Origin of the sequence: Micromonospora sp. NPDC005979, from assembly GCF_040614415.1 — a bacterium.
GTDB lineage: Bacteria > Actinomycetota > Actinomycetes > Mycobacteriales > Micromonosporaceae > Micromonospora.
The window spans coordinates 18,283-44,523 of the sequence record NZ_JBEXUR010000011.1 but is presented as its reverse complement, the minus strand read 5'-3'; the positions used below and the strand labels follow the sequence as shown (position 1 = coordinate 44,523).

Below are 26,241 nucleotides of genomic sequence, written 5' to 3'. Positions count from 1 at the left end.
GCCCGGCCACCGTCGAAGATCTCGACGTCGCCAGGACAACGGTGCGGTGCGTCAGGTTGTGGTGGTGACCCTGTTCCGCGCGAGGAGCCGGGTGACTGACTTGAACTTGAACTGCTGGATCAGGACGGCGGCGACGATAATGCCGCCCTTGACCATGTTCTGCGCCTCGATGGAGAGGCCGTTGATGGCGAAGAGGTTCGTGATCGTGGCGAAGATGATGACGCCGAGCAGCGAGCCGACGATCGTGCCCCGACCACCGCTGAGCAGCGTCCCGCCGATGATCGCGGCGGCGATCGCGTCCAACTCGTACAGGTTGGCCATCGCCGCCTGCGCCGAGGTGGCCTGCGAGGTGAGCATGATGGCCGCGATGCCGCAGCACAGACCGGAGAGCGCGTAGAGCAGCATCGTGTGCCGGCGGACGTTGATGCCGGCCAGTCGGGCCGCCTCCGGGTTACCGCCGACGGCGATGGTCCGCCGGCCGAAGGTCGTCCGGTTGAGCAGGACCCATCCGGCCAGTACGACCGCGCCGAGGATATAGACCAGGATCGGGACACCGATGATCTTGCGGGCGGCGATGTCGTTGATGAACGTGCTGCTCGACACCTGCGTCTGCTTGTTGGAGATCGAGGCCGCCAGGCCGCGCGCGGCCACCAGCATCGCGAGGGTCGCGATGAAGGGCACCAACCTGCCGTACGAGATGAGGACGCCATTGACCAGGCCGACGCAGATGCCGACCACGAGGGCCGTGAAGATCATGCCGCCCGCGCCGTAGCTCTGGGTGGCGACCGTGGTGCACCAGACCCCGGCCAGCGCGACGATCGCTCCGACCGACAGGTCGATGCCGCCGCCGATGATCACGAAGGTCATGCCGACCGTGACCACGCCGACGACCGAGGCGAGCTGGAGGATCGCCAGGACGTTGTTCCAGACCCAGGTCGGGTCGCCGTACAGGTCCGGCTTGGTGATCGCGCCGACCACGATGAGCGCGGCCAGCACGCCGATCAGGCCGAGGTTACGCTTCGCACCGTCGCCGCCGTCGCCCCGCCACCAGGAGAGCTTGCCGGTGGATGCCGTCTTTTCGCTGGCCACCGCCGTCTCCGCCGGGTCCACCGGCGGCGACTGGGCCGGAAGCTGCGGGCGCTCCGGTGTCGCGGTGGGTGTGGGAGTCGCGTCGCTCATGCCGGTGCGCCTTCCATCAAGGACCCCGCCATAACGAGGTCAAGCACAGTGTTCTCGTCCAGTTCGCCGGCCGCGGCCTCGCGGACGACCCGGCCTTCGCGCATCACCAGCACCCGGTCGGCCAGGCCCAGCACCTCGGGTACCTCGCTGGAGACCAGCAGCACGCCGACGCCCTGCGCGGCCAGTGAGCGGATCACCTGGTAGAGCTCGGCCCGGGCGCCCACGTCCACACCCCGGGTGGGCTCGTCGAGCAGCAGCAGCTTGGTGCCGCCGAGCAACCACCGGCCGACCACGACCTTCTGCTGGTTGCCGCCGGACAGGGTGCGTACCGGCCGGTCGACGTCCCGGGGACGCAGCTCCAGGGTCTCGGCGATCCGGTCCGCCTCGGCGCGTTCCGCCGCCGCGTTCGTGAAGCCGAGCCGCGCGTACCGGCCGAAGGTGGCCAGCGTGACGTTGCGGTAGATCGGCTCGCCGAGCAGCAGCGCCTGGCTCTTACGCTCCTCCGGGGCCATGCCCATGCCCGCCCGCACCGCCGCCCCGACGCCGGGGCGCAGCGCCTTGCCGTCCATCCGCACCGTGCCGGCCTCCGCCAGCCGGGCGCCGTAGATCGTCTCCAACAGCTCGGACCGGCCGGAGCCGACCAGGCCGGCGATGCCGACGATCTCCCCGGCCCGCACGTTCAGCGAGACGTCGGCGAACTCGCCGGTCCGGGTCAACCCCTCCACCTGGAGCAGGTCGGCGCCGGCGGTGTCGTCGGCCGGGCGGTCCGGGAAGACGTACTCGATGGTCCGGCCGGTCATCCGGCTGACCAGGTCGCGGGTCGGGGTGTCGCGCGCCGGCAGGTTCGCCGCCGTGGTCCGGCCGTCCTTGAGTACGGTGACCCGGTCGCCGATCTCGCGGATCTCCTCCATGCGGTGGGAGATGTAGATGACGGCGATGCCCTGAGCGGTCAGCTCGCGGATGATCCGGAACAGGTTGCCGACCTCGTCGTGGGCCAGCACCGCGCTCGGCTCGTCCATGATGATCAGTCGCGCCTCGTGCGACAACGCCCGGGCCATGCTGACGATCTGCTTGCCGGCCGCCGGTAGCGAGCGGACCATCCGACCGGGCGGGATCTCGCCGTGCCCGAGCCGGCTGAGGATCTGCCGGGTGTGCCGGGCCATCCGGCCGCGCCGGACGAAACCGAAGCTGCGGTACTCGTGCCCGAGGAACGCGTTCTCCGCGACCGAGAGGTCTTCGACGAGGTCGAGTTCCTGGTAGATGGTGGCGATGCCGGCCTTCATGGCGGCCTGCGGGTTGGTGAAGGTGGCCGGTTCGCCGCGCCACTCCACCAGCCCGGAATCCGGCTGGTGCACGCCGGCCAGCACCTTGATGAGCGTGGACTTGCCAGCGCCGTTCTGCCCCAGCAGGCAGTGCACCTCGCCGGCGCGTACCTCGAGCTGGACCCCGTCCAGGGCGCGTACGCCGGGGAAGGTCTTGACCACGTCGGTGAGGCGCAGGACCACCTCGCCCGCGACGGTGTCGGGCGGAGCTTCGACCAGCGGCGCGGCGGCGTCGGCGTCGGCCGACCCGGTGGTGGCGGTCTCGTCGGACAGGGCCACGGTCTCCTCCTCGCTCATGATGCTTCCCCGAAGGCGACGTCGCTGGCGAGCACGGCCGCGCCGGCGACACCGGCCCGGCCACCCAACTCGGACAGCACGACGGGCAGGTTGCCGGTAGCCAGGGGCAGTGACCGGCGGTAGACCACACTGCGGATCTCGGCGAGCAGGATGTGCCCGAGCTGGGCCAACCCGCCGCCGATCACGATCATCGACGGGTTGGTGAAGCTGACCAGGCCGGCGAGCACCCCGCCGACCCGGCGTCCGCCGTCGCGGATCAACTGGATGCAGGTCACGTCGCCCTCGACGGCGCCCTCGGCGACGTCCAGCGCGGTCACCGTGCCCCGCGTGCTCAACCGCTCGGCCAGGGCCGGCGACGCTCCGCTGCGGGCCGCGACGAACGCGTCCTTGGCCAGCGCCGCGCCGCTGAACAGGGCCTCCAGGCAGCCCGCGTTGCCGCAGGAGCACATCGGACCGTGCGCGTCGACCTGGATGTGGCCGATGTCCCCGGCGCAGCCGTCGGTGCCCCGGTAGACCTCGCCGGAGAGGTAGATGCCGCAGCCGACACCGGTGCCGATCTTCACGAAGAGGAAGTCGTCCACCGAGTGGGCGACCCCGCCGTGGCGTTCCCCGATGGCCATGATGTTGACGTCGTTGTCGACCACCGCCGGGCAGGCGTGCTCGCGGCTGAGCAACTCGCGGACGGGGAACCGGTCCCAGCCCGGCATGATCGGCGGCGACACCGGCACGCCGTCGCGGAAGCTGACCGGCCCGGGTACGCCGATGCCCACCGCGTCCAGCCGCTCGTACGCCCCGTCGACCCGGGCCTTGTGCAGCAGCTCGTTGACCCGTTGCAGGGTGACCTTCGGGCCGCTGCGGATGTCGGCCGGCTCGGCGTAGTGGGCCACCGGTTCGAGGCGACCGTTGACCACCTCGACGTCCATCGAGCTGGCGCCCAGGTCGACGGCGGCGAAGCGCAGCTTCGGGTTCAGCTCGACGAGCGTCGAGCGACGCCCTCCCCGGGACGCGGCGAAACCGGCCTCGGCGACGTACCCCAGCGCGACCAGCCGGTCCAGCTCGGCCAGCAGTCGCGGGCGCGGCATCTGGAGCCGGTCGCCCAGCTCGGCGCGGGACACGGCCCCCTCGTCGCGGAGCAACCGCAACAGTCGGACGTGCAGGGGGTCGACGGTCCGCACGCGCGGTTCACCTCTTCATCGGACTCGTTCACATCGACGCAATGTCGATGTGTTGTGTCCGACACAGTAGGAGCGCTCTGCGCCGCGTGTCCAGAGCTTCAGCCGTTCCGTTCCCAACTTTTGTCCGAAGGAACAAAAGCTAAAAGTGGATCAAGAAAAGGATAACGGCGTGCCCGCAGGCGCTCGCGTGCAGTTTCATCGACCGACACGAACCCGCCCCGCCAGCGGGTCTGTGCTGGCGGGGCGGGTTCGGGTGGCTCAGCCGTTGTGCGCGGCGCCCTTCTTGCGGAGCTTGCGGTCGTCGCGCAGCTCGACGTACGGCTCGTCGTCCACCGGGTGACCGGCCGAGATGGCCCGGCCGCGCTCCAACTCCGCGTCGAACTCGGCGCCCAGCAGGATCGCGATGTTGCTCAGCCACAACCAGACCAGGAAGATGATCACCCCGGCCAGCGCCCCGTACGTCTTGTTGTACGAGCCGAAGTTGCTCACGTAGAAGGCGAACAGACCGGAGATCACCAGCCAGATCACCACCGCCAGCACGCCGCCCGGGCTGACCCAGCGGAACCCGCCGTGCCGGGCGTTCGGCGACGCCCAGTAGAGGATGGCGAACATCAGGCTGACCAGGAGCAGCAGCACCGGCCACTTGGCGACGTTCCACACCGTGACCGCCTCGGAGCCCACGCCGATCGCGTCGCCGACCACCTCGGCGAGCCGGCCGGTGAACACCACGATCACCGCGCTGGCCAGCAGCAGCACGCCGATCACCGCGGTCACGCCGAGCCGGATCGGCAGCGTCTTCCAGATCGGCCGGCCCTCCGGCACGTCGTAGATGGTGTTCGAGGCGCGCATGAACGCGCCCACGTAACCGGACGCGGACCAGAACGCCGCCAGCAGACCGATGATCGCGGCAACGCTGGCCAGCCCACCACTGCCCTGCGCCTGCTTGATGGCCTCCTCGATGATCTTCTGGACGCTGTCGTTGGGCACCGCCTGGTTGACCGTGTCCTTGACCCCCTCGGTGGCGCTGGTGCCCAGCAGCCCGAGGATCGAGATCAGCACCAGCACCCCTGGGAAGATCGACAGCACGCCGTAGTAGGTCAGCGCCGCCGCCCAGTCGGTCAGGCTGTCGTCCTGGAACTCGCGGACCGTACGGCGCAGCGCCGCCTTCCAGCCACTGCCGGGCAGGTCGGTGGGGCTGTCCGGGCCGGCGTCCGGCCCGACCGGCCCGACCGGCGCGCTGGCGCGGTCACGCTCGGTGCGGCCGCGCGTGCGGGGGTCGTGCTCGCTCCGGCCGTGCTTGCGATCGCGCGCGCCGCGATCGCCCGCGGTGCTGTCGTGCACGCTGCGGTCGCCCACGGTGCTGTGGTCGCGTTGGGCGGAAGACTCGTCCGAGGCCATCGCCCCTCCTCGTCGTCGGGGTGTCACCTGCGGACATGCCCCGTCGACGGCCTCGGATAACCCCTACTTGTAGAGCATCCTGCCCATCCGGCGCGACGCCACCAGCAGACCGACCGCCATCATCGCCAGCAGGTAGAGCACGTCGAGCAGCCAGAGCCACCCGCCTGCGCCCAACGTCACCCCACGAATCAGGTGCACCGCCCGGTACAGCGGAGTGACCTCGACCAGCCAGCGCAGCAGGGTCGGGTAGGCCTGCGCCGGCACGAACGTGCCCGAGAAGAAGAACAGGGTGAACTGGACCGACCCCACCAGGTCGAAATCCTGCCAACTGCGCATGACGGTGGCGACCGCCATGCCGAGCCCACCGAACGCGAACCCGACCAGCACCGCCGCCGGGAGCGCGGTGACGGCCCGGGTCACGGTGGTCAGGTCGAGCGCGACCATGACTCCGAGGAACGCCGCGGAGTACGCGCTGCCGCGCAGCATCGCCCACCCCAGCTCCCCGAGGGCGATCTCGAACGGGCGGACCGGGGTGGCGATCATCCCGTCGTACAGCTTCATGTACTTCATCTTGCCGAAGAAATTGAATGTGGTCTCCGAGAGCGCCCCGGTCATCGCGGAGGAGGCCAGCATCGCCGGGGCCACGAACTCGGCGTACGACACCAGCCGCCCGTCGGGCAGCGGCAGGTCCCCGACCAGCGTGCCGACGCCCAGGCCGATGGAGAACAGATAAAGCAGCGGCTCCACGAAGCCGGAGAGCAGCAGCAGCCAGTAGACCGACTTCAGGGCGGCGACGTTGCGCCCGATCACCGACGCCGACCGGCGGGACGCGCCGGAGACGTCGACCAGCCGGGGCAGGACCAGCGTGACCACGGGTTCCCCCTAGACGACGAGCTTGCGGCGGAAGGTGCGCAGCGCGAGCAGCCACCCGACGACCGCCCAGGCGGCCAGGTAGAGCAGGTGACCGACGATCGACCACTGTGGGGCGACACCGAGCGTGGCCGCCCGGCACAGGTCGACGGCATGCCACAGCGGCGTCGCGTACGCCAGCCACCGCAGCGCCTCGGGCAGCGACTCGACCGGGAAGAACACCCCCGCGAACAGGCTCATCGGGATGACCGCGAACCGGAACAGCATCGCCAGCCAACTGTCACTGGACACCACCGCCGAGTACGCGAAGGTCGGCGCGGCCACGGCCAGCCCGAGCAACGCCACCACCGGCAGGGTGACCACCGCCCACGGCGACCGCAACGCCCCGAACAACCCGGTGACCAGCAGGAACACCGCGATCGTGGTGACCACTCGGAACAGCACGAAGGCCAGGTGCCCGGCCAGGATGTCGCCGACGCGCAGCGGCGACGCGCTCTGCGCCTGGTAGCTCTTGATCCACTGGAAGTTGCTGAACACCGGCCACGTCGAGTCACCCACGGTCACCTGGAGCGCGGTCGAGGCGATCAACCCGGGGACCAGCCAGTCCAGGTAGCGCACCCCGTCGACACCCTGGTCGATGTAGCCCCCGACGCCCACGCCGAACCCGAGCACCGTCAGCACCGGCAGCAGGAACGACGAGAAGACCCCGGCCCGCCAGGTGCGCCGCAGCCCGACCAGGTAGTAACCGAACACCGCGGACGCCGGCGCCCACGGCGGTCCTGGTCTCGCCCGCGTCCGTTCCGCCACACTCACCGCGCCACCCCCACCCGCATCGACCACGACCTGTCTACCCCCGGGGTACGACAGACCGCGACCCCTTTACGCCGCGCCGGCTCGGCTCTGGCGTGCCGGCGGCCCGCCCGCGCGATGATCAACTCCTGATCTGCGGAGTGGCGGCATCCCATCGCCCGGACGGCCCCACATCGCCGATCTGGTGTGGATCACGCTCTGCGGGCGGCGTCGGACCCGACGAACGCGCGCCACGCGTCGGGCGTGAACACCAGCGCCGGCCCATCCGGATCCTTGGAGTCACGGACGGCCACCACCCCCGGCAGATTGTCCGCAACCTCCACGCAGTTGCCACCGCTGCCGTTGCTGCGAGTGCTCTTGCGCTATCGGGCACCGGTCAGCTCCATGTCTCCGCCACTTCCTTCGCGTCCGTCGGGTGACTGCTGCTGCGGTGGTGCCTCATGGCAGATCAACTCGGGCTCCCGGAAAGCGGGGTGTCCTGGTCCCGCAGACACCCCGGTTCGCAGGAAGCCGAGTGGACCTTGGGACTGTGCAGGCCGAGGTGGTCGACGAGCGACCGCCCGGGAGCTACCGGTCCGGCGACCTATCGGCCCGGCGACTTACCGGACACCGGCACCGAGCCCGACGAACGCGCGCCACGCCTCGGGTTCGAAGACCAGCACTGGGCCATCCGGGTCCTTCGAATCACGCACGGCCACCAGCCCCGGAAGGTTGTCAGCCACTTCCACACAGTTTCCACCGCTGCCGTTACTGCGAGTGCTCTTGCGCCACCGGGCACCGGTCAGTTCCATGTCTCCGCCACTTCTGCGATCAGGTCGAGGGACTGTTGCTGCGATAGTGCCTCACCCCGGATCGACTCCCACACCTCGACCATCTGACGGACGTACTCAGACCGGTCGATGACCTGCCCATGACGCTGCCCGTCGAGGTAGACGACATCCTCACCGGTTGCCGCGGCGGCGATCACGAAGGGACCATCGAGCCCAGCGTAAGCACCCGCGGAGAGCGGCACTACCTGGATTCTGACCCGGGGCAGCGTCGCGCCGATCTTCGTCAGGTGGTGCAACTGCTCGCGCATTACCTCCTGCCCGCCGACCTGCCGGCGCAGCGCGTACTCGTCGACGACCAGACTGAGCAGCGGCGGCCGGTCCCGGCTGAGCACGCCCTGCCGGTCGAGCCGGGCGGTCACCTGCTGCTCGATCTCGTCCGCCGCGAAGAGCCCGGCACCGGCCAGGATGGCGCGGGCGTACCCCTCGGTCTGGACCAGGCCCGGCACGTAGAGCGGCTCGAACGAGCGCAGTGCGGTGGTCTCCTGCTCTATGCCGGCCCAGTCGCGGAACCACGGCACCACGGTCTCGCGGCTGATCCGGCGTTGGATGCGTTCGAACCGGCCGTCGGCGGCCAACACGACGTCGCAGCGGCGCGCGAAGTCCAGGCTCGGTCGACGCTCGGAGGTCTCCACCTTGGCGACCAGCGCGCCCGAGTAGCTCAGCGCCTCGGCGAGCGCCGCCTGTGACAGGCCCCTGGCTGCCCGGGCCAGCCGCAGCTCCTCCGCGAAGTGCTCCAGCATGGACGAACTCTCCACGGACAACCTCCGTACATCTTCGTACCGTGCCGGGCCGACCGTCGTACGCCCTGGTCGTCGGCGCGCGGAACCTCCCACGGTAGTCGGGCCATCACCAGACTGTCACGCAGCGGAACCGCTCACGGGATCGGACGGCGGGCGGAACCAGGCCGGGAACGCCCCGTGACCCCCGATCCGGGGCGCTCCCACCCATCCTTTGCTCTGCTTCACCGGAGGCAACACCGGGAGCCTTCGGGTGTTGCGCCGGTGGAAGCAGAGCAAAGGACCTGCCCGAGCACGTCGGTTCACGATGCAGGGAGGCGCCGATGCCTCGCTACCGTCCGCATGTGGCGGCCCGCCCGTCGTGGCGCTGCCGGGTCTGCGGTGCCGCGTGGCCCTGCTCACCGGCCCGGCTGGCGCTGCTCGGCGAGTACCGCGAGAACAGGACCGGCCTGCTCATCTACCTCGCCACGCTGCTCGACGAGGCCGCCGGGGACCTCCCGGAGAGCGAACGACTGACCGACCGCTTCCTCGCCTGGGCCAGAGCCCGATGATCGTTGGCTGTTCAACAGCACGACACGCCGGCACGAATACCGCTGAGCGGCCACCGATCGCCCGGCTGACCCGCACCGATCGGCCCGGCTCGGCCACACCGCCGGCAGCCAGCCGCGCCTCAGTCGACGAGGGTGCGGCCGGTCAGGTGCAGGAAGACGTCCTCCAGGCTGCTGCGGCGCACCAGCACGTTGGCCGGCTGCAACCCCAGCGCGGTCACCTCGGCGACCGCCGCGTCGCCGTCGGGCACGTAGAGCAGTACGCGGTCGGGCAGCACCTCGGCCCGCTCCCCCACTCCGTCCAGCTTGTCGGCGAACGGCGCCTGCGACTCGGCGGCGAAGCGCAGCTCGACCACCTCGCGGGTGGAGTACCGCTCGATCAGCGCCCGGGGCGAGCCCTCGGCGACGATCCGGCCGCCGTCCATCACCACCAGCCGGTCGCAGAGCTGCTCGGCCTCGTCCATGTAGTGCGTGGTGAGCACCAGCGTGACGCCCTGCTGCTTGAGCCGGAACAGGCGCTCCCACACCAGGTGTCGGGCCTGCGGGTCGAGCCCGGTGGTCGGCTCGTCGAGCAGCACGAGGTCCGGTTCGTTGACCAGGGCGCGGGCGATGGTCAGGCGACGCTTCATCCCGCCGGAGAGCGGATCGACCTTGCTGTCGGCCCGCTCGGTGAGCTGGACGAAGTCGAGCAGTTCGTCGGCGCGCGCCCGCGCCGCCCGCCGCGAGATGCCGAAGTAGCGGGCGTAGACGGTCAGGTTCTCCCGGACGGTCAGCTCCGGGTCGAGGTTGTCGAGCTGGGGACACACGCCGAGGCGGGCGCGGATCGCCGGCCCGTCGGCCACCGGATCCAGGCCGAGGATGCGCAGCTCACCGGCGCTCGGTGGCGAGGTGCAGCCGATCATCCGCATGGTGGACGATTTGCCGGCGCCGTTCGGTCCCAGAAAGCCGAACGCCTCACCCGACTGCACCTCGACGTCGATGCCGTCCACGGCGGTGAAGTCGCCGAACCGCTTCACCAGCCCACGAGCCCGAATCAGTGGTCGCCCGGTAGTCACCGCCCGACCCTAACCGCCGGGTCCGACACCCCTCCACGCAAATACGCGCGCGTCCGACCCGCCCGAAACGAAACGCCGATCAATGCCTCACGCCATCGGCCAATCGACAGGTATCGTCCCCCTGTGTCGCCCGCCAGCTCGCCCGATGGTCCGCCGCCACCCGCCCGACCAGCCAACTCACCCGGCGACGGGCCACCCCGACCGCGCTCGGCGACCGCAGATCCAACCAAGACCACAAAACCGGCCGAGACCACGAACCCGGCCAAGACCACGAACCCGGCCAAGACCGCAGAGCCGACCGGAACCGTAGAGCCCAGTGGACCGGCCGGCGCCGCCGAGCGGGCCACCCGGGACATGGCGGCCCAGTTCGAGGACGAGAAGCCCGGCCGGGTGCTGTCCGGTCCGGCGGCTCTGCTCCTCGGCACGGTGGCCCTGGCGGTCGGCGCGCTCGCGCTCTGGCAGGTGTTCCGCCCACTCGCGCAGGGCAGCAAGTACTACCTGATCATCTTCCTGGCGGGTGTGCTCCCGCTGGTCTTCCTCGCCTACCCGGCCGTCCTGCCGCGCTGGGCCGGCCGACGCGGGCCGCGACAAGCCACCGACAGCACCAACAGCACCCGACCCACCCTCGTCGACTGGCTGCTGGCCGCCCTGGCCGTGGCGGCCTGTCTCTATCCCGTCGTGCCGATCACGATCGGCACGGGTGGCGGCGGCTACAACGCGTTCCTCGACCGGCAGGGCCTGCTCGCGCCGATCGACCTGCTGCTCGGCACCGTGCTGCTGCTCCTGCTGCTGGAGGCGTGCCGGCGTACCACGGGTTGGATCCTGCCGGCGGTCTGCCTGCTGTTCCTCGGGTACGGCTACTACGGCGGCTTGCTGCCGCAGTCGTGGCCGGTCGCGCACGCCGGGCTCGACTTCCGGCAACTCGTCGACGCGTTCTACAACTCCGACAGCGGTTTCTACGGCACGCCGTTGGACGTGGCCGCGTCGTACATCGTGCTGTTCACCATCTACGGCGCGGTGTTGGAGCTGTCCGGGGCGGGGCGGTTCTTCGTCGACCTGTCGGCCGCCGCGTTCCGCCGTTCCCGGACCGCCGCCGGCCGGACGGCGGTGGCCTCGGGCTTCCTGCTCGGCACGGTCTCCGGCTCGGGAGCGGCGACGACGGTGAGCATCGGCGCGGTCACCTGGCCGCTGCTGCGTCGCGCCGGCTATCCAGCGGAGCGGGCCGGCGGCATGCTGGCGGCGGCCGGGGTGGGCGCGATCCTCTCCCCGCCCACCCTGGGGGCGGCGGCGTTCATCATCGCGGAGTACCTGGGCGTCTCGTACCTTCAGGTGCTGGGCTGGGCGACGGTGCCGACGGTGCTGTACTACCTGGGCATCCTGCTCTCCGTGGAGATCGACGCCCGCCGGTCCGGCGTACGACCGGTCGTACTCGACGTCGGCTCGCCGTGGCGGCTGCTGGGCCGTTTCGGCTACCACTTCGCCTCGCTGATCGCGATCGTCGTGTTCCTCGCGGTCGGTGTCTCCGCGATGAGGGCCGTGGTCTTCGCCATCGTCCTCACCGCCGCGCTGTCGTGGCTGGACCGCACGCACCGGCTCACCCCGGCCCGGCTGGTGACCGCGCTCGTCACCGGCGTACGCGGGGTCCTCGCCGTCACCGCCGTGTGCGCCGCCGCCGGCATCATCACGGCGACCACCACGAAGACCGGGCTCGGGCCGCAGGCGGCGGCGCTGCTGGTCGGCGGGGCGCAGGCGGCCACCTCGGACCCGACGCTGGTCCTGGTGCTGACGGCGTTGCTCGCCGCCGTCGCGCTCAGTCTGCTGGGCCTGGCCGTGCCGGTCACCGCCTCGTTCGTGATCGGGTGGGTGATCGTCGGGCCGGCCCTGCTCGACCTGGGCGTGGCCGCGCCCGCCGCGGCGATGTTCGTCTTCTACTTCGCCGTGCTGTCCGAGGTGTCCCCGCCGACCGCGCTCGCCGCCGTGGCCGCGGCTGCCGTGACCGGGGGCCGGCTGGTGCCGACCATGTGGCAGACCCTGCGGTACGCGCTGCCGGCGTACCTCACCCCGATCGCGTTCGTCATCACCCCGACCGGGCTGGGCCTGCTCGGCATCGGCGGCGTGCCGCGGATCGCCGTCGCCGCCGTGGTGACGGCGCTCAGCGTGTCCGTGCTGGCCGTCGCCGCGGGTGGCTGGCTGCCCGGCGTGGGTCCCGCCGGCGTACCGGAACGGGTGCTCGGCGTCATCGCCGGCGTCACCCTGCTCTGGCTCGAACCCGTGCCGGTCGCGGTGGGCGTGGCGCTGGCTGCCATCGCGGCAGCGGGAGTGCTCGTCCGACACGGATCGACGGGCCGAACGCGAACACCAACACAGGGCCGACCGCGAACAGCGACAGAGGGCCGACCGCGAACACCAACAGAGGAGAAACTGTGCGACGAACCGACGTACGGCTCGCGGCGGGAGTGAGCGCGCTCGCCCTCGTCCTGGCGGGCGTCACCGGCTGCGGCGGCCAGCAGGGCGACGCGGCCAAGGACGACACCGCCAGTGCGGTCACCTGCGAGGTGAGCCGGGAGACCCGCGTGGGCATCGCCACCGGCAACTCGACGGGCGTCTACTACGTGGTCGGCAACGCCCTGGCCGGGCAGCTCTCCGGGGCGACCGGCGGCAAGCTCACCGGCACCGCCGCCGAGACCGGCGCGTCGGTGCAGAACGTCGAGCAGTTGGTCGGCGGCCAGTACGATGTGGCGTTCTCGCTGTTCGACACGGCGGTCAACGCGGTCGAGGGCAAGGGCAGTTTCAACGAGCCACAGCCGGTGCGGGCGTTGGCCCGCCTCTACGACAACTACACGCAGGTGGTGGTCCGCAAGGACTCCGGGATCACCTCGGTCGCCGGCATGCGCGGCAAGCGGATCTCCACGGGCTCCCCGAAGTCCGGCACGGAGGTGATCGCGAACCGGCTGCTGGAGGCCGCCGGGCTCGACCCGGCCAAGGACGTGCGGGCGCAGCGACTCGACCTCGCCAAGACGGTCGACGGCGTCAAGGACGGCAGCGTCGACGGGTTCTTCTGGTCCGGCGGCCTGCCCACCGGCGGCCTGACGGACCTGTTCACGACCGCCGGCGACACGGTGACGTTCGTCGACATCTCGTCGCTGCTGCCGAAGCTGACCGCGCTGAGCCCCGGCTACCAGTCCGGCACGATCGGTCGGGACGTGTACCGGACGGTGACCGACACCCCGACCATCGTCGTGCCGAACGTGCTGCTGGTCCGCGAGGACCTGGACGCCAACGTCGCCTGCGCGATCACCCGGACGGTGTTCGACAAACGCGAGGTTCTGGCCCAGGCCAACCCGGCGGCCAAGGGGATCTCGCTGGAGAAGGCCCGCCGGACCCTGCCGGTGCCGCTGCACCGGGGCGCCGAGAAGGCGCTGAACGACCTGGGAGCGAGGTGACCGTCGGTCAGAGGTCGGTCGGCGCGGTGGCGGCACGGGCCACGCCGACCAGGCGGTCGGTCTCGGCGAGCAGCGCCTCGTCGTCCGCCGGTGTGCCGGGGTCGAGTCGGACCGTCCAGGTCAGACCGTCGGCCCCGGCCGCGCGGCGGGCCGCGACGCGCGCCGCGCCGCCGGGCACCGGGTGGTGTTCGGTGTACGCGACGGAGCGGGTCACCCGGGCGCGCACCTGGTGCGGCAGCTCACCGGGGTCGAGTAGCAGGTACGTCTCGGCCGGCCCGTCGGCGACCACCAGGTAGCCGTCGCGCTCGACGACGGTCTCGGCGGGCGTGACGGTCAGCTCCCGACCGGACCAGACCGCCTTGATCAGGTCGTGCCAGCCGATGCGGTGCCCCCGGCCGGGCAGCCACAGCCCGAGGTTGCTGGCCACGATCACGCCGTCGCCCTCGCCGTTGCCCACCGCCGCCCAGGCGAGTACCCGCTCGTCGGCGGCCATCGGCGGCCGGTCGGCCGGGGGCAGCTTCGGCTTGCGGCTGAACAGTCCCATCTCAGAGCCCTCCCGCGGCCTGCTCGCGCAGCGCCCGGGCGTGCTGTTCCAGCGACAGCAACTCCCCGAAGGCGGCGAAGTACTCGTCCTTGTTGTTGACCGGGTTGATCCGCTGGATCCGCGACTTGAGATCCCGGATGCGGGCCGTCACCGACCCGAACTGCACCCGGGCCATGGTGATCGACACGTAGCGCGGGTCGGGCTCACCGTCGATGCGGAGCGGCTCCACGGACAGCTCGCCGACCAGCGCGGCGGCGGCCAGGTCCTCGCAGGCGTCGCGGACCTTCTCGATCCAGACCGCGCCTCCGGTCGCCGACGCGGCCCCGCCGGCCGCCGCCACGGCCGCCCGGACGGCCACGTGCACCGGGTGGCGGTACTCGGTGGCCTCGACCGCGTCGAACATCGGCCCGGCCAGCACGGGCTGTTGCAGGGCGAGTTTCAACGCCTCGCGCTCGACCATCGACTGTGGGCTGTCCACGGCCGGCTCGGGGCGGGCCGGGGCGGGCCGTGCAGCGGGCGCGGCGTCCCGACCGCCGGACGGCGGAGTGTTGGCGGCGGCGAGCACGGCCCGCTGCACCGGCTCGATCTCCATCCCGAGGTCCATGGCGAGCTTGCGGACGTACTCCGGACGCTTTTCCCGGTCCTTGAGTTGCGCGACCAGCGGCGCGGCCCGGCGCATGGCCTCCACCCGGCCATCGACGGTGTCCAGGTCGAAGCGACTGATCTCGTGCCGCAGCGCGAAGTCGACGAGCGGTTCACGGCGGGCGACCAGGTCCCGCACGGCCAGGTCACCCTTGGCCAGGCGCAGCTCACACGGGTCCATGTTGTCGGGGCTGACCGCGATGAACGTCCGGCCGACGAAGCGCTGGTCGTCGCCGAACGCGCGCAGCGCCGCCTTCTGGCCGGCGGCGTCCCCGTCGAAGGTGAAGATGATCTCGCCGGCTACGGAGTCGGTGTCCAGCAGAAGCCGGCGCAGCACCCCGATGTGGTCCGCGCCGAACGCCGTGCCGCAGGTCGCCACCGCCGTCGGCACGTCGGCCAGGTGACAGGCCATCACGTCGGTGTAGCCCTCGACGACGACCACCCGGCCCTGCTTGGCAATCTCCCGCTTGGCCTGGTCGAGGCCGTAGAGCACGTGCGACTTCTTGTAGATCGGCGTCTCGGGGGTGTTCAGGTACTTCGGGCCGTCGTCGTCGTCGAAGAGCTTGCGCGCCCCGAAGCCGATCACGTCGCCGGCCAGGTCGCGGATCGGCCAGAGCAGCCGACGACGGAACCGGTCGATCAGCGTGCCCGAGCGGGACTCCCGGGACAGCCCGGCGGTGACCAGCTCCTGGTGGGTGAAGCCCTGCTGACGCAGGTGCTTGGTGAGCAGGTCCCAGCCCTCCGGCGCGAACCCGCACCCGTAGCGCTCGGCGGCGGCCCGGTCGAAACCGCGTTGGGCCAGGAACTCGCGCGCCGGTCGGGCCCCGGCGGTGCTGAGCTGCGCCCGGTAGAACTCGACGGCGGCGGCGTGCGCGGCGACCAGTCGCTGGCGCTGGCCCTGCTGCGGGCGCGGACGCGGGGTGCCCCGGTCGTCCTCGACGTAGCGGAGCTGGATGCCGGCGCGCCCGGCCAGCCGCTCGACGGACTCGACGAAGCTCAGGTGCTCCGCGTCCATCAGGAACTTGATCGCGTCGCCGCCCGCCCCGCAGCCGAAGCAGTACCAGACGTTGCGGGCCGGCGAGACGTTGAACGACGGGCTCTTCTCGTCGTGGAACGGGCACAGGCCCTTGAGGTTGCCGCCCCCGGCGGACTTCAGGGTGACCGTCTCGGAGATCACATCCCCGATCGAGGTGCGTTCCCGGACCAGCGCGATGTCCTCGTCCCGGATCCGCCCAGCCATGCGCCACCCCCTCGTCGTACATCCTGCCCTGCCGGGCCGACGACACGCCGGCCGGGGGACGCCGGTGTGGTGGAGGCCGCCGCCGGGGTCACCCGTTTCCGCCCGGCAGCCGGGTCCGCGCGGGGACCATGACCAGATGCGCAGGGTACGCGCCAACGGGCCCCGGCCGCCGCGATGGGTGTCCGGTCGGCTGCGGATGCGCGGGCAGGGTCCGCAGACGGACGACACCGGTGAACGGCACGCGACCTGGTTGGAGCTGTTCCTCGACCTCATCTTCGTGTACGCCCTGGCGGCGGTGGTACGCCGGCTGGGCGACGATCCCACGCCGTCGCCCAGCGCCGTGCTGGCCGTGCTCGGGCTGTTCGTGGTGGTCCAGTGGGCCTGGTTGGGCCAGGTGTTCTACGACACCCGCTTCGACCCGGACGACGTACCGCACCGGCTCCTGGTGCTGGTCGCGCTGGTCGGCGCGGGCACGATGACGCTCGGGGTGGACGAGGTGCCGGAGAGCGTGCTCCTGCCGGTCGGCTACCTGGTCGTGCGGGGTGTGCTGCTCGTGCTGTACCTGCGGGCCCGCCCGACCAGTCCGCAGGCCCGTACGGTGACCACGATCTACCTGTGCGGCTTCGGGTCGGGCTGGCTGATCTGGCTGGCCTCGCTGGCCGCCCCGGCATCCACGCGGCCGACGTTGTGGATCGTCGCCATGATCATCGAGCTGGCCACCCCGTGGGTGGGCAAGCGCTGGCTGAACCGGTTTCCGGTCGACGACCAGCACCTACCCGAGCGGATCGGGCAGTTCACCATCATCGTGCTGGGCAGCGCGCTGGCCAACCTGCTCTTCGCGGTGCCCGACCATCCCCGGACGCACATGATCGTGACGGCCGGACTGGCGTTCCTGGTGCCGGCGGCCGTCTGGTGGGTCTACACCACCTTCGTCACCACCCGCGAGACACGGCGACGGCTGCGCGGCGGCCAGACGTACGCCTACCTGCACATCCCGCTCGGCGCGGCGCTGCTGCTGCTCGGCTGGGCGCTCGGGCAGATGGTCCGACTGGCCGACGACGAGGTGGTGCGGCTACCGGTGGAGCTGCGACTCGTCCTGGCCGCCTCGATCACCGTCTGGATGCTCTGCGGCCTGGCGTTGCACTGGGTGTGGAACCGGCCGAGTATCGGTCGCCTGGGCATCGCCGGCTACGGCATCGGCTCGGCCGTCCTGATCACCACGGTGGTGCATGAGCCGAAGCTGATGCTGGCCCTGCTCTCGGTGGCGGTCGTCGGGTACGCGGTGCTGCTCACCCGACGACTCGCCGCCACGGCCGACGGCTCGACCGACGTCGGCCAGGGTTGAGCCACGTTCAGGCGGCGGCCGGCTCCTCGGCGGCGACCTGCCGGTTCCACTCCTGCTTCGACGAACGCCAGCCCTCGTCGTCCATGCCGCGTCGCCAGTAGCCGGAGATGGAGAGCCGGTCCAGCGGCACGCCACGCTCGCCGCGCAGCAGCCGACGCAGGTCCCGGACGAAGGCTGCCTCGCCGTGCACGAAGGCGTGCACCTGGCCGGCCGGGAACTCCAGCGATCGCACCGCGTCGACCAGCGCCTCGCCCACCGGGCGGTCGCCGCGGTGGAGCCAGGTGAGCGTGACCGCTCCGGGGCTGAGCAGCTTCTGCTCGTCCACCGGGTCGGCGATCTCCACGAAGACGTGTGCCGGCGCGCCCAGCGGCAGCCGTTCCAGCGCGGCGGCGATCGCCGGCAGAGCGCTCTCGTCGCCGACCAGGAGGTGCCAGTCCGCGTCCGGGTCCGGCGCGTACGCCCCGCCGGGGCCGACGAAGTGCACCGGGTCACCGGGGCGCAGCGCCGCGGCCCACGGCCCGGCCAGGCCCTCGTCGCCGTGGTGCACCACGTCGACGGTCAGCTCGCCGGCGCGCGGGTCCCACCGGCGCACGGTGTACGCGCGCAGCCGGGGCCACTGCTCGCGGGGCATGTCCCGGCGGATCGCGGCGAGGTCGAGCGGCTCGGGGTACGCGACGCCGGACTGCGGGAAGACCAGCTTGATGTAGTGGTCGGTGAACTCGCCCACCGGCAGGCCGTCCAGTTCGTCCCCACCGAGGACGAGCCGGATCAGGTGCGGGGTGGGTCGTTCGGTGCGCAGCACCCGGACCGAGGTGACGTTCCTGGGGCGTTCCGTCATGCGGTTAGGCTAGCCTAAGTTGTCGAGCTGTCCACCAGACGGGTGTGCCAGCTCACCGCCGCCGGGTCGGTGAGCGAGGCGACCTGGTCGATCACGACGCGCAGCCGGGCGTCGTCGTCGGGCGCGGCCCGCCACAGCGGAGCGAAGATCGGATCGAGCCCGTCCGGCGCCCGCCGGACCAGCGCGGCGACCAGTTCGGCCAACATCGTCCGCTGCCGCTCGTAGCGACCCCGGAACCCGCTGCGCCGCATCACGTACCGCAGGGCGATGCCCTTGAGCAGCGCACACTGCGCTCGGACCCGCCTCGGCACCACCAGGTCGGCGGCGTACCGGCGGTGCGGTCCGGGGCCGTACCGCTCCTCGGTGGCCTCCACCGCCGCCGACACGAACCGGCCGGTCAGCCCGCTCGTGGTCGCCTTCAGCGCGACCTGGGCACGATGGCTGCCGTCGTACGCGGCGAGGGGGGCGAGCAGCGGGTCGGCCAGCAACGCGACCAGCACCTCGGCCAGGTCGGTCGAGGACTCCCCCGAGTACGTGGCGGCCACGTCGGCGCAGAGCGCGGCCCGTTCGTCGGCGTCGGCGAGCAGCGGACCCAGCGTGACGTACCCGCCGTGGATGCCGTCCTCGACGTCGTGCACCGAGTACGCGACATCGTCGGCCCAGTCCATCACCTGCGCCTCCAGGCAGCGCCGGTCCCCCGGCGCACCGGCCCGGAGCCACTCGAACACCGCCGTGTCGTCGGCGTACACCCCGAACTTCCGCTGTCCCGGGCGGCGCGGCCACGGGTACTTGCCGATCGCGTCGAGCGACGCCCGGGTCAGGTTCAGCCCGACGGACGACCCGTCCGGGGCGAGCACCTTCGCCTCCAGCCGGGTCAGCACCCGCAGCGTCTGCGCGTTGCCCTCGAAGCCACCGCAGGGCGACGCGAGCAGGTCCAGCGCGGCCTCGCCGTTGTGCCCGAACGGCGGGTGCCCCAGGTCGTGGGCGAGCCCGGCGACGTCGACCACGTCCGGGTCACAGCCCAGCCGAGCGCCCATCTCCCGGGCGATCTGGGCCACCTCCAACGAGTGCGTCAGCCGCGTACGCAGGAAGTCGTCGGTGCCGGCGGTGTGCACCTGCGTCTTGGTGGCCAACCGGCGGAACGCGGCCGAGTGCAGCACCCGGGCACGATCACGCTCGTACGGCGACCGGCGGTGGCCGGTGTCCTTCGGCGGCTCCGCCACCAACCGGCCGGCCGGATCAACGCTCACTTCTCAGGCAGCACGCAGAACTCGTTGCCCTCCGGGTCGGCGAGCACCGTCCACTCCACCTCGCCCTGGCCGATGTCGACGTGCCGGGCGCCCATGTCGACCAGTCGCTCGACCTCGGCCTCCCGGTCGGCGGGGCGCAGGTCCAGGTGGAGCCGGTTCTTTCGCACCTTGCCCTCGGCGACCGGGCCGAAGAAGATGGCGGGGGACCGATCCGGCGACTGGCGGATCTCCACGCCGCCCGGCTTATCGGAGATGATCTGATAGCCGAGCGCCTCGGCCCACCAGCGGGCCAGCCGTGCCGGATCACGGGCATCGACGGTGAGGCTCTCCCAGACGCTTGTCATTCAGTCACCCTTCCCGTTCGACGGCGTAGTCAATCGGCCGTTGCGAGCGAGCCAAGGTTACGCCCGTCACGGCTCCTTGACGTGCCCCCGACGCGGCGACGGGTGGTGGACGCCGTGGCGGCCCGGTCGCCCGGGTCCGCCACGGCGTCACGCGTCAGCGACTGTCCGAACCGTCGGTCTCCACTGCCGCCCGGCCGGCCTCCAGGCGTGCCACCGGCACCCGGAAGGGCGAGCAGGAGACGTAGTCCAGGCCGACCTCGTGGAAGAAGTGCACCGAGTCGGGGTCGCCCCCGTGCTCGCCGCAGACGCCGAGCTTCAGCCCGGGGCGGGCGGCGCGGCCCTCCTCGGCGGCGATCCGCACCAGCCGGCCGACGCCGTCGGTGTCGATCGACTCGAACGGCGAGATGCCGAAGATGCCCAGCTCCAGGTAGCGCCAGAAGAACGCGCCCTCGACGTCGTCGCGGGAGAAGCCCCAGGCCATCTGGGTCAGATCGTTGGTGCCGAAGGAGAAGAACTCGGCGGCCTCGGCGATCTGCCCGGCGGTCAGCGCCGCCCGGGGCACCTCGATCATGGTGCCGATCAGCACCTCGACGGCGCTGTCCCCGACCACCTCGGCGATGATCTTTTCGGCCTCGGCGCGTACCGTCTCCAACTCCTGCACGGCCCCGACCAGCGGCACCATGATCTCGGGGCAGGCCCTGCCGCCGGCGCGGACGACCGCGACGGCGGCCTCGGCGATGGCCCGGACCTGCATCGCGAACAGGCCGGGGATGACCAGGCCGAGGCGTACGCCCCGCAGCCCGAGCATCGGGTTCTCCTCGTGCATCCGCCGGACGGCGGCGAGCAGCGCCTCCTCCTTGGCCACGTCCTCGCCGCGCTCCTGGGCGACCGCCACGTTGACCGCGAGCTGCTCCAGCGGCGGCAGGAACTCGTGCAGCGGCGGGTCGATGAGCCGGACGGTGACCGGCAGCCCGTCCATCTCGCGGAAGATCTCCTCGAAGTCGGCCCGCTGCAACGGCAGCAGCGCGGCCAGCGCCTCGTCGCGCTCACCCTCGGCACGGGCCAGGATCAACCGCTCGACCAGCTCGCGCCGGTCGCCGAGGAACATGTGCTCGGTGCGGCACAGCCCGATGCCCTCGGCGCCGAAGCGCCGGGCACGGGCCGCGTCCGCGCCGGTGTCGGCGTTCGTGCGGACCGCGAGCCGCCGCCTGCCGTCGGCGTGCGTCATGATCCGGTGTACGGCACGGACGAGCGGGTTGTCGATGTGCTCGGGGTCGAGGCTGCCCTCGAAGTACTGCACCACCTCGGACGGCATGACCGGCACCTCGCCCAGGTACACCTTGCCGGTGGTGCCGTCGATGGAGATGACGTCGCCCTCGCCGACGGTCCGTCCGGCCACGGTGAACCGCTTCGCCGGCACGTTCACGTCGATCTCGTCCGCGCCGGAGACGCAGGTCTTGCCCATCCCCCGGGCCACCACGGCGGCGTGGCTGGTCTTGCCGCCGCGCGAGGTGAGAATGCCCTGGGCGGCGATCATGCCGTTCAGGTCGTCCGGGTTGGTCTCCCGGCGGACCAGGATCACCGACTTGCCCTCGGCGGCCAGCTCGACGGCCCGGGCCGAGGTGAAGACCACCGTGCCGGACGCCGCACCGGGCGAGGCGCCGATGCCCGTGGCGACCGCCTCGAACTCGTGGTCGAGCTGGAAGCGGGGGAACATGAGCTGGGCGAGCTGCGCGCCGTTGACCCGGTGCAGCGCCTCGTTCAGGTCGATCAGGCCCTCGTCGACGAGCTGCCCGGCGATGACGAACGCGGCGGCGGCCGTCCGCTTACCGACCCGGGTCTGCAACATCCACAGCTTGCCGCGCTCGATGGTGAACTCGATGTCGCACAGATCCCGGTAGTGCTCCTCCAACCGGGCCATGATCGAGAGCAGCTCGTCGTAGGAGGACTTGTCCAGTCGCTCCAAATCCTGCAACGGCACGGTGTTGCGGATGCCGGCCACCACGTCCTCGCCCTGGGCGTTGGCCAGGTAGTCGCCGTAGATGCCCTGCGCGCCGCTGCCCGGGTCGCGGGTGAAGGCGACGCCGGTGCCGGAGTCGGGGCCGAGGTTGCCGAAGACCATCGTCACCACGTTGACCGCGGTGCCGAGGTCGGCCGGGATCCGCTCCTGGCGGCGATAGAGCACCGCGCGCTCGGCGTTCCACGACTCGAACACCGCCCGGATGGCCAGGTCGAGCTGTTCACGCGGCTGCTGCGGGAACTCCCGGCCGGTGTGTTTGGCGAAGATCTTCTTGTACGCGTCGACCAGCCCGCGCAGGTCGTCCGCGTCCAGGTCCAGGTCGTTGTGCGTACCCTTGGCGCGCTTGACCTCGTCGAGGGCGTGTTCGAACTCCTCGCCCGGCACCTCGCAGACGGTCTTGCCGAACATCTGGATGAGTCGGCGGTACGAGTCCCAGGCGAAGCGGTCGTTCTGACCTGCCTGCGCGGCGAGTCCCACCACGCTCTGGTCGTTGAGGCCGACGTTGAGGACGGTCTCCATCATGCCGGGCATGGAGAACTTCGCGCCGGAACGGACGGACACCAGCAGCGGGTCTCCCGGGTCGCCGAGGCGCTTGCCCATCTCACGCTCCAGCGCCCGCAGGTGCGCCTCGATCTGACCGGCGAGGCCGTCGGGCTCCCGGCCGGTCGCGAGGTACGCCTGGCACGCCTCGGTGGTGATGGTGAAGCCGGGCGGCACGGGCAGGCCGAGGTTGGTCATCTCGGCGAGGTTGGCGCCCTTGCCCCCGAGCAGGTCCTTCAGGTCCTTGTTGCCCTCGGAGAAGTCGTAGACGTACTTGTGATCGTCGGTCTCTTGCGCTGCCACCAGAGCCTCCCACGCGCGCCGGATTGACACTTAACGAAGGTTCAGGGCGAAGGTTAAGCGAAGATCGGGTGGCCTGGGGCTGGTCGGTGACAATTGGCACAGCCGTCACGACTATCCGCGTTCGTACCGGTTTTTGGGAACGCTTCCACGCGCACGATCACGCAATATCTCCGGTCCTCGTATTGTTGACGACACTGGTTCTGCCGAAGCTCGCTTTTGCCATATCCGACGCGAAATAACCCCTTCCGGAGCCGTCGTCGTGTCCTCCCCTTCGCTCTCCTCCCCCACCCCCGATCCGACCGTCAGCGCCGACCCGGCCGCGCTGCCCGCGCACCAGCCGGGGGTCGGTGACCTGGCGGCGCTCGCCGCTCGGGCGGCCGGTGACGACCTGCTCGCTCCGCCGGTCCGCCTCGACGACGTCGTGCCGGCACCGGAACGGATCGAAGCGGACCCGAGGGTGACGTTCGTGCTCGACGGGGACACGGCCATTCGGGTCACCGCTGCGCCGGGCGCCCGGGAGGTGGCCGACCACCTGGCCCAGCTGCTGCGCCCGGCGACCGGCCTCCCGCTGCCCGTCGCCGACACCCTCGCGGCGGAGCCGGCCGGCACGGTGACGCTCACCCTGGCCGGCATGACCCCGACGCCTCCCATCACCCCCGGCGAGAGCGCCGACCTCGGGGCAGAGGGCTACCGGCTCGACGTGACCACCACCGGGGTACGCGTCGTCGCCGAGACCGCCACCGGTCTCTTCTACGGCGTCCAGACGCTCCGGCAACTCCTCCCGGCTGCCGTGGAGAGCCCGATTCCGGTGGCTGCCCGCTGGGCGTTGCCCGGCGGCACGATCCTGGACCGCCCCCGCTTCCCGTACCGGGGCGCGATGCTCGACGTGGCCCGACACTTCTTCGCCGTCGAGGACGTACTGCGGGTGATCGACCACCTGGCCCGCTACAAGCTCAACCACCTGCACCTGCACCTCACCGACGATCAGGGCTGGCGCATCGCCGTCGACTCCTGGCCGCGGCTCGCCACCGTCGGCGGGGCGAGCGAGGTCGGCGGCGGCCCCGGCGGGCACTACACCAAGGCCGACTACCGGCGGATCGTCTCGTACGCGTCCGCCCGGCACGTCACCGTCGTCCCGGAGATCGACCTTCCGGGCCACACCAACGCGGCGCTCGTCGCGTACCCGGAGCTGGCGCCGGACAAGCTCGCGCCCGCGCCGTACACCGGCACCGAGGTCGGCTTCAGCTACGTCGACCCGGCCGACGAGCAGACGTACGACTTCATCGCCGACGTCCTCGGCGAGGTCGCCGCCCTCACCCCGGGGCCGTGGCTGCACATCGGCGGCGACGAGGCGTTCAAGGTCAAGGGCGAGGTCTACACCGGTTTCGTGGAGAGGGCGCAGCGACTCGTCACCGACACGGGCAAGACCGTGCTGGGCTGGCACCAGCTCGCCCCGGCCGCACACGTCGACGGGCGGGTCCTGCAGTGGTGGGGTACGGACACCGACGATTCCACCACCGCCGACGCCGTCCGGCGGGGCGCACGACTGATCGTCTCCCCCGGTAACCACGCCTACCTGGACATGAAGTACGCCGAGGACACCCCGATCGGCCACGACTGGGCGGGCCTCATCGACGTACGCCGCGCGTACGACTGGGATCCGGGCACGCACGTCGACGGCGTGCCCAGCACGGCCGTCCTCGGTGTGGAAGCCCCGCTCTGGACCGAATCGGTCACCTCGCTGGCCGACATCGAGTTCCTACTGCTCCCCCGGCTCCCCGCCATCGCCGAGCTGGGTTGGTCGCCCCGGGCGACGCACGACTGGGCCGGCTTCCGGGACCGCCTGGCCGGGCACGGCCCGCGCTGGTCCACCGCCGGGATCACCTTCCACCGCAGCCCCGAGATCCCCTGGCCGGCGGCCCCCACGATTCCCCGCCAACACCGCGCGCCCCAAGACGACACGACAACCCACTGAAGGCGCGGCACACCCCGGAGTTGCGGTCAGCGGCGAGCCGCCCCACCGACGGACACCGTGCACGCATGACTCGGCGGGCATGATCGTGCTCGATCCTGGATGTAGTGGCCTCGCCGGCTGGGTGAGGGCCCTGTTTCCTGGTTCGAGCGCGATCATCGAGTGGCCGTGGGGCCGCGCGTTGGTGATCCACTCGGGTTCGGCCATGTCGGGGTGTCCCGGGCGCCTCGGATACCCCGGTATCGCCGATCGCGTGTGGATCACTCCCGGCGGTGGCGGGTGTCCGTTCCGGTGGGTGGTTTGGGTGGATTCGGCATTGCCGTCCCGTGGTCGGCGGCACCCTGGGGGCGGAATCGGGGACCCGGCGGGGTCGTTATACCTGGCATGGCGCCGCGAGCCTCGGGCTTCGGTGGCGCGGCAGCCGCCGGGAACACCCGCTCGGCCGCCACGGTTACATCCCCCGTACCGCCGAGCAGCACCACCCGGCCCGGCCCGTGTGACAGCCGCCGCGAACACTCCGCCGGCGGCCACGGTTACAACCCCGCACGGCCGAGCACCACCGGTCGTCCCCCGGTCCGGGAAGAACGTCGGCGGAATGATTCGCCACCCCGGACCGTTGCACCACCCTCCGGGACACCCCCGTGCAGGCCCTCGCCGGGTCGCCGGGCCACGTCCCGCCGTGAACTTTCCCGCTCGGCACACGTCCCCCCGTTTTGTGTGTCGTTGCGGTATCCCCCGATGCAGAGGAGCACGCCATCATGCGTACCGATCTGATTCGTAAGACCGCTCTGACCGCTGCTGGCCTCGCCTTCACCGGCGGCGCCATCGCCGGCCCCATCACCACCGCCTACGCCGCGTCCGAGGCCAAGCCCGCCACTGCGACGCAGGCCGACCGCAAGCCTGCGGGTGAGCGTCAGCTGGGCGTGCGCTACGAAGCGCAGCCGAACTTCTACTACTGCGGCCCCGCCGCCGCCCGTAACGCCCTGAGCGTGCAGGGCAAGGACATCAGCGTGGACGCCATGGCCAAGGAGATGGGCACCACCGAGGCCGGCACCAACAGCATCAACGACATCACCCCGGTGCTGAACAAGGAGACCGGTAAGACCGACGCCTACCACAGCGTCGAGATCAGCAAGCCCGACGCCGACGCCACGCAGACCGACAAGCTGCGCGCCGACATCGTCAAGACCGTCGACAACGGCCGCGCCGTGGTCGCCAACATCGCCGGCACCAGCACCGACACCGACGGTGGTATCCACTCGTTCGAAGGCGGGCACTACATCAGCGTCGTGGGCTACCGCGACAACGGCAACATCGTACGAATCGCCGACTCGGCCGACCCGAACACCGCCGCCTACGACATCACCGTCGAGCACCTCGCCGACTGGATCGCCACCCGCGGCTACGCCACCAGCTGATCGCAACCTGCACCACCAGCACACAACCGAGAGGGCCGGACCCCACCACGGGGCCCGGCCCTTTCGGCATGCCGTCAGCCGGCAGCCGGGCAGGCACGAAGCGCCCCTCCGCCCCCGCGCC

20 protein-coding genes and 2 pseudogenes are annotated in these 26,241 nt (G+C 71.3%); 6 read left to right on the top strand and 16 right to left on the bottom strand.

Annotation, left to right across the window (positions count from 1 at the left end; translation table 11 throughout):
* Positions 1-51: 51 nt before the first annotated feature.
* The 9 genes and pseudogenes from ABZ272_RS19265 to ABZ272_RS19225 all read right to left on the bottom strand — a co-directional run bounded on the left by ABZ272_RS19265 (position 52) and on the right by ABZ272_RS19225 (position 8,636).
* Entirely contained in the window at positions 52-1,179 is a 1,128-nt protein-coding gene (locus ABZ272_RS19265; RefSeq protein WP_355051305.1) for an ABC transporter permease, read from the bottom strand.
* Positions 1,176-2,798 (bottom strand): sugar ABC transporter ATP-binding protein, encoded by a 1,623-nt coding sequence (locus tag ABZ272_RS19260; RefSeq protein WP_355051304.1) that lies wholly within the window; start codon positions 2,796-2,798, stop codon positions 1,176-1,178. Before ABZ272_RS19260 ends, ABZ272_RS19265 begins: the two co-directional genes overlap by 4 nt.
* A complete protein-coding gene (locus ABZ272_RS19255) occupies positions 2,795-3,973 on the bottom strand; it encodes an ROK family protein (RefSeq protein WP_355051303.1) in 1,179 nt (392 codons plus the stop codon). Before ABZ272_RS19255 ends, ABZ272_RS19260 begins: the two co-directional genes overlap by 4 nt.
* A 258-nt stretch (positions 3,974-4,231) precedes the next feature.
* Positions 4,232-5,371: a YihY/virulence factor BrkB family protein gene (locus tag ABZ272_RS19250; protein ID WP_355051302.1), complete on the bottom strand. Its 1,140-nt coding sequence runs from the start codon at positions 5,369-5,371 to the stop codon at positions 4,232-4,234.
* A 63-nt stretch (positions 5,372-5,434) separates the two neighbouring features.
* Positions 5,435-6,244 carry an ABC transporter permease gene (locus ABZ272_RS19245; RefSeq protein ID WP_355051301.1) on the bottom strand — a complete coding sequence of 270 codons (810 nt, stop codon included), beginning with the start codon at positions 6,242-6,244 and terminating at the stop codon, positions 5,435-5,437.
* Between the two features lie 9 nt (positions 6,245-6,253).
* Positions 6,254-7,054 carry an ABC transporter permease gene (locus tag ABZ272_RS19240; RefSeq protein ID WP_355051300.1) on the bottom strand — a complete coding sequence of 267 codons (801 nt, stop codon included), beginning with the start codon at positions 7,052-7,054 and terminating at the stop codon, positions 6,254-6,256.
* Positions 7,055-7,242: 188 nt separating this feature from the next.
* A pseudogene (locus ABZ272_RS19235) lies at positions 7,243-7,437 on the bottom strand (DUF397 domain-containing protein).
* 213 nt (positions 7,438-7,650) lie between these two features.
* Entirely contained in the window at positions 7,651-7,842 is a 192-nt protein-coding gene (locus ABZ272_RS19230; RefSeq protein WP_355051299.1) for a DUF397 domain-containing protein, read from the bottom strand.
* Positions 7,833-8,636, bottom strand: coding sequence for a helix-turn-helix transcriptional regulator (locus ABZ272_RS19225; RefSeq protein ID WP_355051298.1), 804 nt, complete (start codon positions 8,634-8,636; stop codon positions 7,833-7,835). Before ABZ272_RS19225 ends, ABZ272_RS19230 begins: the two co-directional genes overlap by 10 nt.
* A gap of 305 nt (positions 8,637-8,941) precedes the next feature.
* On the opposite strand from ABZ272_RS19225, the gene ABZ272_RS19220 reads away from it, so the two are divergent.
* The gene (locus tag ABZ272_RS19220; protein ID WP_355051297.1) at positions 8,942-9,169 is read left to right on the top strand and encodes a flavin reductase; all 228 of its coding nucleotides are present in this window, start codon (positions 8,942-8,944) and stop codon (positions 9,167-9,169) included.
* A gap of 119 nt (positions 9,170-9,288) precedes the next feature.
* On the opposite strand, the gene ABZ272_RS19215 is transcribed toward ABZ272_RS19220, so the two are convergent.
* Positions 9,289-10,221 (bottom strand): ABC transporter ATP-binding protein, encoded by a 933-nt coding sequence (locus tag ABZ272_RS19215; RefSeq protein ID WP_355051296.1) that lies wholly within the window; start codon positions 10,219-10,221, stop codon positions 9,289-9,291.
* 354 nt (positions 10,222-10,575) lie between these two features.
* Here ABZ272_RS19215 and ABZ272_RS19210 point away from each other — a divergent pair, with 354 nt between their 5' ends.
* The gene (locus ABZ272_RS19210) at positions 10,576-12,681 is read left to right on the top strand and encodes a TRAP transporter fused permease subunit (protein ID WP_355051493.1); all 2,106 of its coding nucleotides are present in this window, start codon (positions 10,576-10,578) and stop codon (positions 12,679-12,681) included.
* Positions 12,645-13,664: a TAXI family TRAP transporter solute-binding subunit gene (locus ABZ272_RS19205; RefSeq protein WP_355051295.1), complete on the top strand. Its 1,020-nt coding sequence runs from the start codon at positions 12,645-12,647 to the stop codon at positions 13,662-13,664. The genes ABZ272_RS19210 and ABZ272_RS19205 overlap by 37 nt, the downstream gene beginning before the upstream one ends.
* 7 nt (positions 13,665-13,671) lie before the next feature.
* On the opposite strand, the gene ABZ272_RS19200 is transcribed toward ABZ272_RS19205, so the two are convergent.
* Together ABZ272_RS19200 and dnaG are read right to left on the bottom strand one after the other, a co-directional pair.
* Positions 13,672-14,208, bottom strand: coding sequence for a hypothetical protein (locus ABZ272_RS19200; RefSeq protein WP_355051294.1), 537 nt, complete (start codon positions 14,206-14,208; stop codon positions 13,672-13,674).
* Position 14,209: 1 nt separating this feature from the next.
* A pseudogene (dnaG, locus tag ABZ272_RS19195) lies at positions 14,210-16,112 on the bottom strand (DNA primase).
* Between the two features lie 114 nt (positions 16,113-16,226).
* Here dnaG and ABZ272_RS19190 point away from each other — a divergent pair.
* Complete coding sequence (locus tag ABZ272_RS19190; protein ID WP_355051293.1) at positions 16,227-17,435, top strand: low temperature requirement protein A; 1,209 nt, start codon at positions 16,227-16,229, stop codon at positions 17,433-17,435.
* Between the two features lie 7 nt (positions 17,436-17,442).
* Here the strand turns inward: ABZ272_RS19190 and ABZ272_RS19185 are convergent, their stop codons facing one another.
* From ABZ272_RS19185 to ppdK, 4 genes are all read right to left on the bottom strand, one after another.
* Positions 17,443-18,273: a siderophore-interacting protein gene (locus ABZ272_RS19185; RefSeq protein ID WP_355051292.1), complete on the bottom strand. Its 831-nt coding sequence runs from the start codon at positions 18,271-18,273 to the stop codon at positions 17,443-17,445.
* 14 nt (positions 18,274-18,287) lie between these two features.
* On the bottom strand, positions 18,288-19,523 hold the full coding sequence (locus ABZ272_RS19180) for a deoxyguanosinetriphosphate triphosphohydrolase (protein WP_355051291.1): 1,236 nt from the start codon (positions 19,521-19,523) through the stop codon (positions 18,288-18,290).
* Positions 19,520-19,867: a VOC family protein gene (locus tag ABZ272_RS19175; protein WP_355051290.1), complete on the bottom strand. Its 348-nt coding sequence runs from the start codon at positions 19,865-19,867 to the stop codon at positions 19,520-19,522. The genes ABZ272_RS19180 and ABZ272_RS19175 overlap by 4 nt, the downstream gene beginning before the upstream one ends.
* A 154-nt stretch (positions 19,868-20,021) precedes the next feature.
* Positions 20,022-22,730, bottom strand: coding sequence for a pyruvate, phosphate dikinase (gene ppdK / locus ABZ272_RS19170; RefSeq protein WP_355051289.1), 2,709 nt, complete (start codon positions 22,728-22,730; stop codon positions 20,022-20,024).
* Positions 22,731-22,989: 259 nt separating this feature from the next.
* On the opposite strand from ppdK, the gene ABZ272_RS19165 reads away from it, so the two are divergent.
* Together ABZ272_RS19165 and ABZ272_RS19160 are read left to right on the top strand one after the other, a co-directional pair.
* Positions 22,990-24,705, top strand: a complete 1,716-nt coding sequence (locus tag ABZ272_RS19165; RefSeq protein WP_355051288.1) for a beta-N-acetylhexosaminidase — start codon at positions 22,990-22,992, stop codon at positions 24,703-24,705.
* 755 nt (positions 24,706-25,460) lie between these two features.
* Positions 25,461-26,120 carry a C39 family peptidase gene (locus tag ABZ272_RS19160; RefSeq protein ID WP_355051287.1) on the top strand — a complete coding sequence of 220 codons (660 nt, stop codon included), beginning with the start codon at positions 25,461-25,463 and terminating at the stop codon, positions 26,118-26,120.
* The last annotated feature ends 121 nt before the right edge of the window (positions 26,121-26,241 follow it).

Bases quoted from the DNA above. Each gene is read 5' to 3' on its own strand.
- ABZ272_RS19250 (WP_355051302.1), bottom strand. From the start codon at position 5,371: ATGGCCTCGGACGAGTCTTCCGCCCAACGCGACCACAGCACCGTGGGC.
- ABZ272_RS19210 (WP_355051493.1), top strand. From the start codon at position 10,576: ATGGCGGCCCAGTTCGAGGACGAGAAGCCCGGCCGGGTGCTGTCCGGT.
- ABZ272_RS19185 (WP_355051292.1), bottom strand. From the start codon at position 18,273: ATGACGGAACGCCCCAGGAACGTCACCTCGGTCCGGGTGCTGCGCACC.
- ABZ272_RS19200 (WP_355051294.1), bottom strand. From the start codon at position 14,208: ATGGGACTGTTCAGCCGCAAGCCGAAGCTGCCCCCGGCCGACCGGCCG.
- ABZ272_RS19260 (WP_355051304.1), bottom strand. From the start codon at position 2,798: ATGAGCGAGGAGGAGACCGTGGCCCTGTCCGACGAGACCGCCACCACC.
- ABZ272_RS19160 (WP_355051287.1), top strand. From the start codon at position 25,461: ATGCGTACCGATCTGATTCGTAAGACCGCTCTGACCGCTGCTGGCCTC.
- ABZ272_RS19230 (WP_355051299.1), bottom strand. From the start codon at position 7,842: ATGGAACTGACCGGTGCCCGGTGGCGCAAGAGCACTCGCAGTAACGGC.
- ABZ272_RS19175 (WP_355051290.1), bottom strand. From the start codon at position 19,867: ATGACAAGCGTCTGGGAGAGCCTCACCGTCGATGCCCGTGATCCGGCA.
- ABZ272_RS19190 (WP_355051293.1), top strand. From the start codon at position 16,227: ATGCGCAGGGTACGCGCCAACGGGCCCCGGCCGCCGCGATGGGTGTCC.
- ABZ272_RS19220 (WP_355051297.1), top strand. From the start codon at position 8,942: ATGCCTCGCTACCGTCCGCATGTGGCGGCCCGCCCGTCGTGGCGCTGC.
- ABZ272_RS19265 (WP_355051305.1), bottom strand. From the start codon at position 1,179: ATGAGCGACGCGACTCCCACACCCACCGCGACACCGGAGCGCCCGCAG.